At 72.4% G+C, this 14,081-nt stretch carries 14 protein-coding genes; 8 read left to right on the top strand and 6 right to left on the bottom strand.

The genetic code is table 11. The features are described from left to right. Positions 1-20 precede the first annotated feature (20 nt). Together V5P93_RS14460 and V5P93_RS14455 are read left to right on the top strand one after the other, a co-directional pair. The gene (locus V5P93_RS14460; protein ID WP_104476728.1) at positions 21-974 is read left to right on the top strand and encodes a RecB family exonuclease; all 954 of its coding nucleotides are present in this window, start codon (positions 21-23) and stop codon (positions 972-974) included. Positions 975-1,064: 90 nt separating this feature from the next. Beyond that, on the top strand, positions 1,065-1,853 hold the full coding sequence (locus tag V5P93_RS14455) for a thioesterase family protein (RefSeq protein WP_104475968.1): 789 nt from the start codon (positions 1,065-1,067) through the stop codon (positions 1,851-1,853). On the opposite strand, the gene V5P93_RS14450 is transcribed toward V5P93_RS14455, so the two are convergent. Together V5P93_RS14450 and V5P93_RS14445 are read right to left on the bottom strand one after the other, a co-directional pair. After that, on the bottom strand, positions 1,854-2,117 hold the full coding sequence (locus tag V5P93_RS14450) for a phosphoribosyl-ATP diphosphatase (RefSeq protein ID WP_104476726.1): 264 nt from the start codon (positions 2,115-2,117) through the stop codon (positions 1,854-1,856). It lies immediately after the preceding gene. Further along, positions 2,101-2,838 (bottom strand): HAD family phosphatase, encoded by a 738-nt coding sequence (locus V5P93_RS14445; RefSeq protein ID WP_342752235.1) that lies wholly within the window; start codon positions 2,836-2,838, stop codon positions 2,101-2,103. The genes V5P93_RS14450 and V5P93_RS14445 overlap by 17 nt, the downstream gene beginning before the upstream one ends. Before the next feature lie 122 nt (positions 2,839-2,960). On the opposite strand from V5P93_RS14445, the gene V5P93_RS14440 reads away from it, so the two are divergent. Further along, on the top strand, positions 2,961-3,878 hold the full coding sequence (locus V5P93_RS14440) for a PAC2 family protein (protein WP_374066150.1): 918 nt from the start codon (positions 2,961-2,963) through the stop codon (positions 3,876-3,878). After that, on the top strand, positions 3,875-5,023 hold the full coding sequence (locus V5P93_RS14435; protein ID WP_104475966.1) for an MFS transporter: 1,149 nt from the start codon (positions 3,875-3,877) through the stop codon (positions 5,021-5,023). Before V5P93_RS14440 ends, V5P93_RS14435 begins: the two co-directional genes overlap by 4 nt. A 320-nt stretch (positions 5,024-5,343) precedes the next feature. On the opposite strand, the gene mshC is transcribed toward V5P93_RS14435, so the two are convergent. Further along, entirely contained in the window at positions 5,344-6,582 is a 1,239-nt protein-coding gene (gene mshC / locus V5P93_RS14430) for a cysteine--1-D-myo-inosityl 2-amino-2-deoxy-alpha-D-glucopyranoside ligase (protein ID WP_104475964.1), read from the bottom strand. 183 nt (positions 6,583-6,765) lie between these two features. Here mshC and V5P93_RS14425 point away from each other — a divergent pair, with 183 nt between their 5' ends. Together V5P93_RS14425 and V5P93_RS14420 are read left to right on the top strand one after the other, a co-directional pair. Next, complete coding sequence (locus V5P93_RS14425) at positions 6,766-7,974, top strand: S8 family serine peptidase (protein WP_104475963.1); 1,209 nt, start codon at positions 6,766-6,768, stop codon at positions 7,972-7,974. Further along, positions 7,971-8,210, top strand: coding sequence for a hypothetical protein (locus V5P93_RS14420; RefSeq protein WP_104475961.1), 240 nt, complete (start codon positions 7,971-7,973; stop codon positions 8,208-8,210). Before V5P93_RS14425 ends, V5P93_RS14420 begins: the two co-directional genes overlap by 4 nt. A gap of 533 nt (positions 8,211-8,743) precedes the next feature. On the opposite strand, the gene V5P93_RS14415 is transcribed toward V5P93_RS14420, so the two are convergent. Then, entirely contained in the window at positions 8,744-9,886 is a 1,143-nt protein-coding gene (locus V5P93_RS14415) for an aminotransferase class V-fold PLP-dependent enzyme (protein WP_104475959.1), read from the bottom strand. 84 nt (positions 9,887-9,970) lie between these two features. After that, a complete protein-coding gene (locus V5P93_RS14410; RefSeq protein WP_104475957.1) occupies positions 9,971-10,759 on the bottom strand; it encodes an ion transporter in 789 nt (262 codons plus the stop codon). Between the two features lie 60 nt (positions 10,760-10,819). Between V5P93_RS14410 and V5P93_RS14405 the strand changes: the two genes are divergently transcribed. Together V5P93_RS14405 and V5P93_RS14400 are read left to right on the top strand one after the other, a co-directional pair. After that, the gene (locus V5P93_RS14405) at positions 10,820-11,452 is read left to right on the top strand and encodes a DUF427 domain-containing protein (protein ID WP_104475955.1); all 633 of its coding nucleotides are present in this window, start codon (positions 10,820-10,822) and stop codon (positions 11,450-11,452) included. A 219-nt stretch (positions 11,453-11,671) separates the two neighbouring features. After that, positions 11,672-12,586 carry a sensor histidine kinase gene (locus V5P93_RS14400; RefSeq protein WP_104475953.1) on the top strand — a complete coding sequence of 305 codons (915 nt, stop codon included), beginning with the start codon at positions 11,672-11,674 and terminating at the stop codon, positions 12,584-12,586. Between the two features lie 628 nt (positions 12,587-13,214). On the opposite strand, the gene V5P93_RS14395 is transcribed toward V5P93_RS14400, so the two are convergent. Beyond that, complete coding sequence (locus V5P93_RS14395; RefSeq protein ID WP_245930918.1) at positions 13,215-13,847, bottom strand: transposase; 633 nt, start codon at positions 13,845-13,847, stop codon at positions 13,215-13,217. Positions 13,848-14,081 lie beyond the last annotated feature (234 nt).

Below are 14,081 nucleotides of genomic sequence, written 5' to 3'. Positions count from 1 at the left end.
TGGTCACTACTGTGCTGACCATGGTCCCCGTTCCCGGTACCGCCCCGACCAGCACCGACACCACCACGGCCGAGTCCGGCACCGATCCGGCAGGCACCGACCAGGCAGGCACCGACCAGGCCACCGCCCCCAGGCAGGCGCGGCGGCGGCCCGCGCTGTCGCCGTCGCGGGCCGGGGACTTCAAGCAGTGCCCGCTGCTGTACCGGCTGCGCGCCGTCGACCGGCTGCCCGAGACTCCGACGAAGGCGCAGGTGCGGGGCACGGTCGTGCACGCGGTGCTGGAGCGGCTGTTCGGCCTGCCCGCGGGCGAGCGGGTGCCCGCGGTCGCGCACGACCTGCTGTCCCCCACCTGGGACGCGCTGCTGGCCGAGCGGCCGGAGTTCGGGCAGATCTTCGCCGAGGGCGAGGACCCCGGCGAGTGGCTGGCGTCGGCGTCGAAGCTGATCGACGGCTACTTCGAGCTGGAGGACCCGCGGCGGCTGCAGCCGCAGGCCTGCGAGCTGCTGGTGGAGACGGAGCTGCCGTCGGGGGTGCTGCTGCGCGGCTACATCGACCGCCTCGACGTCGCCCCGACCGGCGAGATCCGGGTCGTGGACTACAAGACCGGCGCCGCGCCGCGCGAGATCGGCGAGGCCAAGGCGCTGTTCCAGATGAAGTTCTACGCGCTGGCCGTGTGGCGGCTGCGCGGCGAGGTGCCCCGGCAGCTGCGGCTGATGTACCTGGCGGACCGGCAGTCGCTGGCCTACACCCCGGACGAGGCCGAGCTGGCCCGGTTCGAGCGCACCTTGGAGGCCATCTGGGAGGCCATCCTGCGCGCGGGCCGCACCGGCGACTTCCGCCCGAACCGCGGCAGGCTCTGCGACTGGTGCTCGTACCAGCAACACTGTCCGGAGTTCGGCGGCACGCCCCCGGAGTACCCGGGCTGGCCGGAACCGGACCCCGGCGAGGAGAGCGCACTGGACCGGGCCGACTGACCGTTGACCGAGTCGCCCACCGGCGTGGGCGCCCCGGACCTGCCGAGCCGGGCGGGGAAGCGGGGGTGGGTGGTGGGAGGAGATGTCGCAGTGTCGTTCTACGAGCCCCTTGGGGGCGACCGGTACTGGTCCACGACCCACACGGCGGGTCCGTGGACGGCGCGCAGCCAGCACCTGGGGCCGCCGTCGGCGCTGCTGGCCCGGGCGCTGGAGGCGCTGCCGTCAGCGGTGCCGACGCTGATCACCCGGGTCACGGTGGAGATCCTGGGTCCGGTGCCGGTCGCCGACGTGGAGGTCACGGCCGCCATCGAGCGGCCGGGGCGGTCGGTGGAGTTGCTGCGCGCCGAACTGCGGGCGAACGACCGGGTGGCCGCCCGCGCGGCGGCTTGGCGGGTCGCGACGGCGGACACCTCGGCGGTCGCCACCGGGGACGACGTCCCGCCGCTGGCCCCGCCGGAATCCGGGACGCCGATTTCGCGGCCGGAGGGGTGGGGACCCGGTTACCTGGACGCGCTGGAATGGCGTTCGCTCAAGGGCTCGCTCGGCGAGCCCGGCCCGGCCACCATATGGGCGCGGCAACTGGTGCCGCTCGTGCCCGGGGAAACGCCGACCGGTCTCCAGCGGCTGCTCACGGTCGCCGATTCGGGCAGCGGCGCGTCGGGTTCGCTGGACCCCCGGGAATGGTGGTTCATCAACACGGAATTGACGGTCCACCTCACCCGGCACCCGGTCGGCGAATGGATCGGCCTGGACGCGCACTCGATCCTCGGCCCCTCCGGGACCGGTCTCGCGCTATCCACCCTGCACGACGAACAGGGCGCCGCGGCGCGCGGCGCCCAAGCACTCATGGTCCGGAAGCGGGAGCCCGAGAAGGGCTAGTCACAGATACTTGTAGACGTCGTCGAGGGTGAGGCCGCGGCCGAGCATCAGGACCTGCACCCGGTACAGCAGCTGGGAGATCTCCTCGGACAGCTCGGCGTCGCTCTGGTACTCGGCGGCGATCCACACCTCGCCCGCCTCCTCCAGGACCTTCTTGCCCTGCGCGTGCACCCCCGCGTCCAGGGCGGCGACGGTGCCCGACCCCTCGGGCCGGTTCTTGGCGCGGTCAGTGAGCTCGGCGAACAGCTCATCGAAGGTCTTCACGAGCACCGATCCTCCCACCCGCGCCCGCGCTCGCCGACACCGCCACCAGTTCGCGCAGCAGGGCCTCGTCCAAGCCGACCAGCGAGGACCGCAGCACCCGGGCCGGACCCTCCGGCACCGCGACCTCGCAGGGCACCACCAGCACGGCGCAGCCCGCGGCCTCGGCGGCGGCGGTGCCGGTGGGCGAGTCCTCGATGGCCAGGCAGCGGGTCGGCTCGACGCCGAGCAGGCGGGCGGCCTTGAGGTAGGGCTCGGGCAGGGGCTTGTTGCGGCCGTCGACCTCGTCGCCGCAGACCGTGACGTCGAAGAACTCGCGGCCGATGGTGTCCAGCGCCACCTCGGTCAGGTGCCGTTCGGTGGAGGTGACCAGGGCCGTGGGCACGCCGGTGTCGCGGACCAGCCGCAGCGCCTCCCGGGCGCCGGGCCGCATGACGAGGCGGGTGCGGAACAGCTCGACCATGCGCTCGTTGATCCAGCCCATGGCCTCGTCGATGTCGTCCGGGGTCGGCACCCGGCCGACCTGGCCGAACAGCAGCGCCATGCTGGTGGGGATGTTGGAGCCGATCATCGCGGTGCGGGTGTCGTCACCCAGCGGTGTGCCCAGCTTGAGCGAGTACTCCGAGAGCGGGATGTCCCACAGCTTCTCGGAGTCGGTCAGCGTGCCATCCATGTCCCAGAGCACGGCGGCGGGCAGGCCATCCGCAGTGGACGGTCCGGTCAAGGTGTTCCCCCAGGTTTCGCGTTCACCCGATTTGCCCGGTTCGCCATCGGCGTAGCGGGCCGCACCGGCCTGTCCCCAGCCTACGATCTCCGCCTGTCCGAGCCGGGCCGTAGGCTAACCCGGTGACCGACCTGCCCACCCCCGAGCCGACACCTCTGGACGAGCCCGCTCCGGAGCCCAGACACCTCGTCGACCCCGTCATGGTGGCCGCGTTCGAGGGATGGAACGACGCCGGGGACGCGGCCAGCACCGCGATCGAGCACCTGCAACTCACCTGGGACGCCAGCCCGCTGCTGGAGATCGACCCGGACGACTACTACGACTTCCAGGTCACCCGCCCGACGGTGCGCATGGTGGACGGTGTCAGCCGGAGGGTCGAGTGGCCGACCACGCGGCTCTACCTGTGCAGGCCGCCGGGGTCCAACCGGGACGTCGTGCTGGTGCACGGCATCGAGCCGAACATGCGCTGGCGCCGGTTCTGCGCCGATCTGCTGGGCCACATCGAGGACCTGAACATCACCACGGTGGTCACCCTGGGCGCGCTGCTGGCCGACACCCCGCACACCCGCCCGGTCCCGGTGACCGGCACGGCCTACGACGCCACCTCCGCGGCCCGCTTCGGCCTGGAGCGCTCCCGGTACGAGGGGCCGACGGGCATCGTCGGGGTGCTGCAGGACGCGTGCGTGCGCGCGGGCGTGCCCGCGATCTCGATCTGGGCCGCGGTGCCGCACTACGTGTCGCAGCCGCCGTCGCCGAAGGCCACGCTGGCGCTGCTGCACCGGGTGGAGGAGGTGCTGGACGTGGAGGTGCCGCTGGGCACGCTGCCCGACCAGGCCGACGAGTGGCAGCAGACGGTCAGCGAGATGGCCGAGGAGGACGAGGACGTGCGCAACTACGTGCGCGCCTTGGAGGAGCGCGGCGACGCGGAGAACACCCTCAACGAGACCAGCGGTGACGCCATCGCCGCGGAGTTCGAGCGCTACCTGCGCAGGCGCCGCCCGGGCCGCGGTGGCCCGGGTCCCGGCCCGACCGGGGTGTGAACCCCCGCCTCACCCTGGCCGCGCTCTACGCGGGTGGTTTCCTCGGTCCGTTCGCGGGCGGGATCACCACCGCCATGCTGCCCGAGCTCGGCCGGGACTTCGACGTGTCACCGCAGGTGGCGTCGTACTCGCTGACGGCGTACCTGGTGCCGTTCGCGGCCCTCATGCTGTTCTCGGGCACCCTGGGCGCGCGCTGGGGCGCGTCCCGCAGCGTGCGCGTCGCGTACCTGGTGTACGTCGCGGCGTCGCTGCTGTGCGCCGTGGCGGGTGACTACCCGCTGTTCCTCGCGGCCCGCGCCGTCCAGGGCGGGGCGAACGCGTTCACCACGCCCCTGCTGCTGGCCGCGATAGCCACCATCACGCCGCCGGAGCGCCTGGGCCGCACCCTCGGCCTGTTCGCCTCGCTGCAGGCGGCGGGCCAGACCAGCGCCCCACTGCTGGGCGGCGTGGCGGCGGAGGTGAACTGGCGCGTCGCCTTCGTCGGCGTCGCGGTCGTGTCCCTGGCGCTGGCCATGGCGGGCCTGCCGGAGCAGATGCGCGAACGGCAGCGCACCACCGCCACCCTGCGCTCGGCCTGGCGCCCCTCGGTCCTGCGCGCGGGCTGGCTGGCCCTGGTCGGCTGGGCGTGCCTGGGCGGCATGTCGGTCCTGCTGGCCTTGCGCGCCGAAGAGGTCTTCAACCTGAGCGCGGCGTCCAGGGGCCTGGTGCTGACCGGTTTCGGCGTGGTGGGGTTGCTGAGCGCGAGGTACGTGGGCAGGTCCATCGACCGCATCGGCGCGCGCCGGGCGGTCCTCATCGGCTCGGTGGTCGGCGCCGTGCCGATCGCGCTGGTGGGCACCCTGCCGTGGCTGCCGGCGGTGACCGTCCTCTGGGCACTGACGGGCATCACCGCCCAACTGGTCCTGGTGGGCGTCAACGCTTTGGTGCTCGGCGGGGAGGGCCCGAACCGCGCGGGCGCGGTATCGGTGGTGCAATCCCTCCGCTTCACCGGCGCGGCGGTGTCCCCGCTGGCCTTCACGCCGCTGTACCAAGCGGAACCGGCCCTGGGTTTCTTGATCCCGGCGGCCCTGGTCGCGGTCAACGCCCCGCTGACCCTCGCCCTGCACCGCCCCCGCAAACCGGATCCGGCCCCCGAAGGGCCGTAGCCCTCCCCTCCGGACCACTCCCCCGGACCACTCCCCTGTGGACACCCCCGGCGGTTGTCCACAGGCATGATCATCTCCGCCGAGCACTGTCGGCCCCGGCCGGTAGCATGGATATCGGGGGCCGGAGGCACGCGCGCCGCGCCATCGGGTCGCGCCGGTCGGGGGAATGCCAAGGCCGATGCCCCGCCCACCCGCGTGATGGCCACGAGCCAACGACCGTCCACGCGACAGCGTCGATCCACAGCGCCCGCTCGGCAGGCATCGCCACTTCGTCGGTGGTGGCGGCACCTCCGCCCGAGGCACCGCCACCACCGCCCGCGTCAGAGCGCGATGCCGAGCAGGGCGTCGATCGCGTCGCGGGCCAAGGCCGGGGCCTCCGCGTCCGATTCGCCGCCCGCGAGGGTGCGGGCGGCCCAGGCGTCGACCGTGGCCAGCGCCTTCGGGGTGTCCAAGTCGTTCGCGAGGTGGTCGCGCAGGGCCGCGACCAGCGGTCGGGCGTCGGCCGCCGCCGGTGCAACCACGGCCGCCCGCCACGTGGCCAGTCGGGTCTGGGCGTCCGCCAGGACCTGGTCGGTCCACGCCCGGTCGGTGCGGTAGTGACCCGCGAACAGGCCCAGCCGGACCGCCATCGGGTCGACCTTGTCGGCCCGCAGCCGCGACACGAACACCAGGTTGCCGCGCGACTTCGACATCTTCTCGCCGTCGAGGGCGATCATCGCCGCGTGCGTGTAGTGCCGCGCGAACGGGTGCTGGCCGGTCAGCGCCTCGGCGTGGGCCGCGCTGTACTCGTGGTGCGGGAAGATCAGGTCCGACCCGCCGCCCTGCAGGTCGAAGGTCATGCCGAGCCGGTTGAGCGCGATGACGCTGCACTCGACGTGCCAGCCGGGGCGGCCCGCGCCGAGTTCGCTGTCCCAGCTGGGCTCGCCCGGCCGGGCCGAGCGCCACAGCAGCGCGTCGAGCGGGTGGCGCTTGCCCCGGCGGTCCGGGTCGCCGCCGCGCTCGGCGAAGAACCGGTTCATCGTGGACTCGTCGTAGTTGGACTCGCCGCCGAAGCGGCCGGTGGCGTTGTGGTCGAAGTAGACGTCCGGGTACTCCGGGTCGTCCACGCGGTACGCGGCGCCGTCCGCCAGCAGCTTCGCCACCGCCTCGACGATCTCCGGGATGGACTCGACCGCGCCGACGTACTCCCGGGGCGGCAGCACGCGCAGGGCGGTCATGTCCTCGCGGAACAGCGCGGTCTCGCGCATGCCCAGGACCACCCAGTCGTCCCGGTCGCGCGCGGCCCGCTCCAGCAGCGGGTCGTCGATGTCGGTCACGTTCTGCACGTAGTGGACCTCGTGGCCGTTGTCCAACCACTGCCGGTGCACCAGGTCGAAGGCCAGGTAGGTGGCCGCGTGCCCGAGGTGGGTGGCGTCGTACGGGGTGATCCCGCAGACGTACATCGTGGCGGTCGGTCCGGGGGCCGTAGGCCGGACCTCGCCCGCGGCGGTGTCGAACAACCGCAGCGGGCGCGGTGTGCCCTCCACCCGCGGCACCGGGTGGGATTGCCAGGTCTGCATGCTCCGACAGTAAACGCACGGGCCGACCACTTCGGGGTGTGCCACGGGGTGGACCGCCGGGAACAGATCCGGCCCCTGTCACCCGATGGTCGCAGTTACGGCAAAAGTGTGATGAGCGTTACACCCAAGCGTGGGTTGCGATCACACTTTCAGGTGGGCTAGCCGCGACGAAGGGCGGATGCGATGTCCGAGCCAGGAACGACCCCAGACGACTCCCCGGCGGAGACCGAGACGACCGGCCGGTACCTGGTGCTGCTGGCCGACGACGCGGTGGCCGCCGGTACCCACGAGCTGCGCCGGGTCGCGGGCATCAGCACCGCGAGCACCGCCGAGGCCGCGGGGGTCGACTTCGCCGGTGCCGAGAACCTGGTCTACGACCGGCTCGGCGTCGCGGTGGTGGACGCCGACACCGAGCAGGCCGCGGCGCTGGCCCGCGCGGTCGACGAACCCGGCCCGATCGTGGCGCTGGAGGCCGAACGCCGGGTGTACGCGATCAGCACCGAGGCCCCGGACGCCGAGGTGGCCGCCCCCGCGGGCGCCGACGAGTCGCGGTTCACCTGGGGCCTGCAGGCCGTGCGCGCCCAGTTGAGCGCGGCGACCGGCGAGGGCATCCGGATCGCGGTGCTCGACACCGGCTTCGACGTCGAGCACCCGGACTTCGCGGGCCGCGCGGTCACCCGGATCTCGTTCGTCCCCGGCGAGTCCCCCGACGACGGCCACGGGCACGGCACGCACTGCGTGGGCAGCGCCGCCGGTCCGCGCGAGCCGGGCACGGGCCCGGGGTACGGCGTGGCGTACAAGGCGGAGATCTTCACGGGCAAGGTGCTCAGCAACCAGGGCTCCGGCACCGACGGCGGCATCCTGGCGGGCATCGCGTGGGCGGTGTCGAACAACTGCCAGATCGTGTCGATGTCGCTGGGCGCCACGGTGCGGCCGGGCACGCCGTACTCGCAGACCTGGGAGACCGTCGCCAACCGCGCGCTGGCGCAGGGCACGCTGATCGTGGCCGCGGCGGGCAACGACTCGAAGCGGCAGAACGGCGTCATCTGGCCGGTCGGGCACCCGGCGAACTGCCCGTCGGTCCTGGCCGTCGGCGCCATCGACGTGGCGTCCGCGCTGGCGTGGTTCTCCTGCGGCACCGTCGACGAGATCGGCGCGGTGGACGTGGTGGCCCCCGGCCTGGACGTGTACTCGTCGTGGCCGCGGCCGAAGAACTACAACCGGATCAGCGGCACCAGCATGGCCACCCCGCACGTCGCGGGCGTCGCGGCGCTGATCGCCCAGGCGACCGGCGCGCGCGGGTGGGAGCTGTGGGCCCGCCTGTCCCAGTCCGCCCGCAGGCTGCCCCTGCCGAGCACGGACGTCGGCGCGGGCCTGGTCCAATCCCCGTGAGCGAACCGGTCCTGGTGGTGGTGTCGGCCGACGCCGCGTCCCGCCTGCCGGAGGTCGTCGCGGACCTGACCGCGGCGGGCCTGCGGGTGGAGCACGTGCTCGCGGAGATCGGCACCATCACCGGCTCGGCCCCCACCGGCGCCATCCGAACCCTGCGCGCGGTGTCCGGAGTGGACAAAGTCGAGCCCGCCTGCGGCGACTTCGGCATCCCACCACCGGACAGCGAGGTCCAGTAGTCCGCCCTTCGACGCGCTTTCCGACACCGCTGTCCACATCTCCGGAAGTTGTCCACAGGCCCGCCGGAGGACCGCCGATCACCGGCCGCGCCGCGAGAGAATTGAGACCAGGGGGTTCTCCGGTCCCGGGGACCTCTCGCCGGGCATTGGGCGGGTGCGGGTCGTGCGACGACGGGTTCACGGCGGCCGGGTGACGAGGCGGCGGCCGGTTGGATCCGTCGAGTTTCGCGGCGGCGTTGAGCCGACGCCGCCGCGGCTGGGCGGCCCGGGCGCCGGTTCACCAAGGGTCCGAGCTCCTCGACCGCGACGGGCGAGCTCGACCTCAAGCACGCCGCGGTGGCCACCTGCCGCGCGGACACGACAGCCGCGCGGGCCTCAGGTCCGCGTTCTGCTCGGTTCCTCGGCGCCGGCCGTGGCATTCCGGTCGGGAGGGCCTCGCGGCCACCGGCTGGGCGGGCGTCATGCGAAATCGCGTTCGCGGCAGCAGCGCCCCGGGGCGGGTGGCGGGGCAGCCGAGTCGCGAGATGGCCGCGTCAGCTGGTTCGGCTGAGGTGCGAGCGGTGTTGGGACAGCGCCGAGGCGAGGGCCTGGTAGTCGGCCGGTCGGTTGACGATGGTGGCGCCGATGCGCAGGTACGGGTCGTCCCGCCAGCGGACCACCGGGACCTCGATGCGGTGGCGGGTGCTCAGTTCCTCGTACAGCGCGCGGGCCCCCGCGACGTCCGGGGCCCAGTGGCGGGGCAGCGGCAGCAGCCGCATCAGGGGGGCGTGGCGCGGGGTGACGGGGCCGGGCACGCCGATGGCGTCGGCGACCAGCCGGACGCCGCGGTCGAGGAGGAGGGCGCTGCGGGTGACCGCGTCCCAGCCGCCCGCGTCGTGCCAGAAGTCGATGGCCTCGGGCAGGGCGAGCCAGGCGGAGTAGTCGTCGCCGCCCGCGTGGTCGAACCAGCGGGGGAAGGCGCTCGGGTGCAGCCACGACGGCACCAGCGGCTTGACCTGCTCCCGCCACCGCGGCGCCAGGTACAGCCCCGCCACCGCGCGCGGGGCGTAGGCCCACTTGTGGAAGCTGCCGACCCAGAAGTCCACCCCGAGGTCGGCGGGCCGCTGGTCGATGTGGCCGGGCACGTGCGCGGCGTCGACGAACACCGGCACCCCGCGCTCGCGGCACACGCGCGCCACCTTCGCCACCGGCAGCACCAGCGCCGTCGCGGAGGTGATCGCGTCGACGACCACGAGCCGGGTCGTCGGCCGCAGCCCGGCGACGAACGCGGCGGCGACCTCGTCCGGCCCGGCGTCGAGCGGGAACGGCGCGGCCCGCACGTGGGCGCGCTCGCGGCAGGCGAACAGCACGGTCTGGTAGGCGTGCTCGGAGGTGAGGATCTCGTCGCCCTCGGCGAACGGGATGGCCGCCAGCACCGTGGCGATCGCCTCCGACGCGCTGCGCACCAGTGCCACGCCGTCGGTGCCGAGGAACCCCGCGGCGGCCGCGCGGGCCCGGTTGACCAGGTCGAACAGCTCCACCCGGTGGAAGCGCGTCGGGTTGGCCTCGAGTCTGCGCTGGTAGCCGTTCCGCGCCCGGAGCACCGCGCGCGGGACCACGCCGAACGCGCCGGGGTTGAGGTGGACGACCCCGGGGTCCAGGTCGAAGGCGGGGTCCGCGCTTAAGTCGGAGATCATCACCGGAGGGATTCTGTCAGGATTTCACGCACCCGGCCCGCGATCCGGTGGAGCTCGTTCGGGCAGATCCACCTGCCCGAACGCTCACGCGGGCGCCGGTCGGTCCGGCGGCGACGGGTCGGGCAGGTTCTTGTGCGCGTCGGTGCGCACGGCCTCCCGGATCTGGTCGATGTTCTCCCGCAGCAGGTCCGAGATCAGCTCGTCGGTGCGCGGGTCCGCCAGCATCTCCAGCACCACCCGCAGCGTGGTGTCGGTGACGGCGCCGACGATCTCGTCGTGGAAGGGCAGCCTGCGGAGCCTGCCCGCCTGGGGGTCGTCGCGGATCTTCTCCAGGACCATGGCGCGGATCTCGGCCCGGTTCTCCTCCAGCGCGCTGGCCATGTTCCGCGCGTAATGGCCGGTGCGCAGCACCGACACGACCTCTTCGAGCACGGCCACGGTCAGCGGTTTCTTGATCACGTCGATCAGCACGCCGCCGAAGCGCGCCATCGCCCGGTGCGCCAACTCCTCCCCCACCGACCGGTCCACGGGCCGGTGGACGCGGGCGAGCTGCACGCCGATCCGCACCACCCGCAGCAGGCGGAACGCGCGCAGCCACAGGTGGGTCAGGGGGATCAGGCCGACGAGGTCGTACCAGTTCACCCACAGGAAGCGACGGCTGAACCCCGTTCGCGCCCACCGCCAGGCGAACTCGACGGCGAACACCGCGCACAGGCCGCGGTCGAGCCAGACGACCAGCCGGGCGGTGTCCGCGGGCGGGTGCCAGAACACCCGGTAGGCCAGCAGGCCGACCGCCACGACCGCGAGCGCCAGCATCAGCCAGTCGTCCAGGCTCACCCGGTGCCGCGGCCGCGGGGCAAGGGAGATGACCATGGGCAGAACCTTTCACGGCACCGGGGCGGAGGCCACTCGCCGGGCCGGTAGCGTCGGGGCGTGGACCAGCCGCGGCGCGTGGAGCGCTCCCCCAAGCACGTGCGCGCCACCCTCGGCGGCGCGTACGTCGTCGACTCCGCCGAGGTGCGGCTGGTGTGGGTGGACCGCCCGTACCCGGCGTACTGGTTCCCCGACGCCGACGTCCGCGCGGACCTGCTGCCCGCGGGGGCGGTGCGGACCTCGCCCGGGTTGCCGGGGCTCGTCGGGGTCGACTGGGGCGCGGTGGACCAGTGGTACGAGGAGGACGAACCGGTGTACGTCCACGCGCGCGACCCGTGCACCCGGGTCGACGTGCTGGCCTCGTCGCGGCACGTCGTGGTCGAGTTGGACGGGGTGCGGCTGGCGGAGAGCGGGCAGCCGAGGGTCCTGTTCGAGACCGGCCTGCCGCCGCGCTTCTACCTGCCCGCGCGGGACGCGCGGCTGGACCTGCTGCGCCCGTCGGCCACCACGACGATGTGCCCGTACAAGGGGACGGCGACGTACCTGGACGCGGTGGTAAACGGCGTCACGCACCGCGATCTCGTGTGGTGCTACCCGGCCCCGTTCGCGGAGAGCCAGAAGATCGCGGGACTGCTCTGCTTCTACCCCGACCGCGCACGACTGGTGGTGGACGGGATCGATCAGTCCACATAGGACGGAGTATGGTTCCCGGTTAACCGACAACCCCCTTGGGCCGTTGGTGTTCACCACGCGGCAGTGGCGGCGGAGCGGTCGCCGCGCGCGTGGCGCGAGGGTAGGATTCGGCCCGGTATGTGACTGGCCTCATCGGCGGGCGGTCGGAACTGGCTCGGGCCCTCCGCGTCCTGGAGAGCGAGGACACCGCCCCCATTCCAGGTTCGAGGACGTGACCGCATGAGCGCACCGGGGTTCGCCCACGAGGCACTGGTCTACCGCGACCCGTCCTCCTTCGTCGACGGCGCGGCGGTTTTCGTGCGCGACGGCCTGCTGGCGGGTGAGTCCGTTTTCGCCGTGCTGCCACCGCACCCCGCCAAGCTGCTGCGCGAGGCGCTGGGCGCGCGGGCCGAGGAGGTCCACTTCCTCGACGTGGTGGAGATCGGTCGCAACCCGGCCCGGCTCATCCCGGCGGTCCGCGCGCAACTGGCCGAGGCGGACGGGCGCGGGGTGCGCGGCATCGGCGAATCGGCCTGGCTGGGCCGCACCGCCGACGAGTTCGCGGAGGTCGCGCTGCACGAGGCCCTGATCAACCTGGCCTTCGCCGACGCCGCGAACCTGACGCTGCGCTGCGCCTTCGACGCGGACGTGCCCCCGTCGGTCATGGCGACCGCGCGCCGCACCCACCCGTGCCTGCTCGGCGGCGCGCACGTCCCCGGCGCGTACGACCCCGAGTACGCGCTGGACCTGTTCACCACCCCGCTGCCCGACCCGGGCGAGGTGAGCGACATGGTCCACTTCTGCCTCGACGACCTGCCCGAACTGCGGGACCTGGTGGCGGTGCGGGCAAGGCAGTTCGGCCTCCCGCGCGGCCGGGCGCTGGACCTGACGCTGGCCACCAACGAGATGGTCACCAACAGCATCTGCCACGGCGGCGAACGCGGCACCCTGCGCCTGTGGACCGAGGGCGAGTCCCTGGTCTGCGAGATCACCGACAGCGGCCACATCACCGACCCCATGGTCGGCCGCGTCGCCCCCCTCCCCTCGGTCCAGGGCGGTCGGGGCGTGTGGCTGGCCAACCAGCTGTGCGACCTGGTGCGCATCCGCTCCACCCCGGCCACGGGGACGATGGTCCGCCTGCACGTCCGCCGATAAGCTGATTTCCCCGCCCGCACAACACGATCTCCACTCGGGCGACGAGTTCATCCCCCTCACGGCAGCAGGCAGACCACCTGTCCCGCCCTCACAAGCCATCCCCGGAAACCGCCGCTTGAGCCCAGCCCCAACCGAACGCAACGCGCCCCTACCCCTCCGGCCATTTCGGCTTCTCCTCAACCACCCCGAAACCACCACAGAAACCCAACCCCGCCCCACGCAACGGTCCCCACCACATCTCAGGCCGTTTCGTTTCCTTCCGAACCACCCCGAAACCGCCGCAGGATCCCCTCCCCCACCGAACGCAACGCGCCCCCGCTATACGCCTTGATTGGGTGGACTTGCTTTGCGTGGGGGGACGAGCCTGCCAAGCTCTACCGCGGGTGGGGTGGGCTTGCCCATCCCACCGCTCTTCCCCACCGCAGGCTCGTAGGGGCCCCGCGTAAAGCAAGTTCACTCAATCGAGGCCCCACATTTTTTCCGCGAACAGCCGGACCGATCAACCCAGCCACGATCCCAACCGGCACCGCGCAGACCACAAGATGATCAACGCACGCCTCCGGCCCCGATATTCACTCTACCGGCGAGCACCGACAGAACCGCGCGAAGACGATCAAGCCTGTGAGGCTTATTCAGCGGCGTAGAAGTAGAGGGCGATAACGGCCGATATGGTGTCGGTGAAAGTGTCGATGGGACGCCGGTAGTCGGTGTGGAGAACACGCCGTCTTTTGAGTTGGGCGATGGCGCGTTCGACCACGACACGGATGGAGTTGTGGTGTCGGTTGAACTCCACTTCCCAGTCGGGTTGTTCTCGGTTTCTGGGTTTTCTGATCGGGGTCAGGATACCGCTACCGATGTAGCCCTTGTCGCCGAGCCAGGTGCTGGGCTCTCGTCCGTCGAGAACCCGCGAGGCGTTCAGGCCGACGATGTCGTTACGGGATCCCGGCCTAGGATCCGACACCCATCTCGGACGTCCGTCCGGCGTGTACGCGACCTGGACGGTGAGCCCGGTCGTGCGGTGTTTCCCGGAGGACAACTCCGGGCGGGAAGCCCATGACCGGCACGGCAGCGGTGTCCCGTCCACTATGGGGGAGTTGCGGTCGTCGAGATCGTCGGCCGCGGGAACGCACTGTTCGAGCACGCCGGCCAACAATGGTGTCACCGCCGCGATCGCCCGACCGAGCGTCGGCTGTGACACCTCGAACGCTTCCGCCAACTCCGCTTGAACCCGATTCCGCCGCAAGTACGCCAACGTGACCACCACGGAGCGGTACAAACCCAGAACCGGCGGCCACCGGCGAACCGACTCCCCGGTCGCTTCGCCGATCAGGGCACATAATTCCTCGACACGGTCCCGAGTGAGGCCGGCGGCATGATACATGGAGGCGGTCCGTTTTCGAGAATAATGTGTGGTAACTGAATTCTCTCAAACGGGCCGCCGCCTCTTACATCGGGGTGATCATCCCGGGGCGTGAATAAGCCTCTGTGGACAACT

The sequence above is a fragment of the Actinokineospora auranticolor genome, assembly GCF_041897805.1.
Taxonomy (GTDB): domain Bacteria; phylum Actinomycetota; class Actinomycetes; order Mycobacteriales; family Pseudonocardiaceae; genus Actinokineospora; species Actinokineospora auranticolor.
Note: the sequence above shows the minus strand (reverse complement) of the source record. Positions and strands in the feature narration are given on the sequence as shown.

What these genes read in the sequence shown, in the direction of transcription:
- V5P93_RS14460 (WP_104476728.1), top strand. Translation starts at nt 21, where the DNA reads ATGGTCCCCGTTCCCGGTACCGCCCCGACCAGCACCGACACCACCACG.
- mshC (WP_104475964.1), bottom strand. Translation starts at nt 6,582, where the DNA reads ATGCAGACCTGGCAATCCCACCCGGTGCCGCGGGTGGAGGGCACACCG.
- V5P93_RS14425 (WP_104475963.1), top strand. Translation starts at nt 6,766, where the DNA reads ATGTCCGAGCCAGGAACGACCCCAGACGACTCCCCGGCGGAGACCGAG.
- V5P93_RS14415 (WP_104475959.1), bottom strand. Translation starts at nt 9,886, where the DNA reads ATGATCTCCGACTTAAGCGCGGACCCCGCCTTCGACCTGGACCCCGGG.
- V5P93_RS14410 (WP_104475957.1), bottom strand. Translation starts at nt 10,759, where the DNA reads ATGGTCATCTCCCTTGCCCCGCGGCCGCGGCACCGGGTGAGCCTGGAC.
- V5P93_RS14400 (WP_104475953.1), top strand. Translation starts at nt 11,672, where the DNA reads ATGAGCGCACCGGGGTTCGCCCACGAGGCACTGGTCTACCGCGACCCG.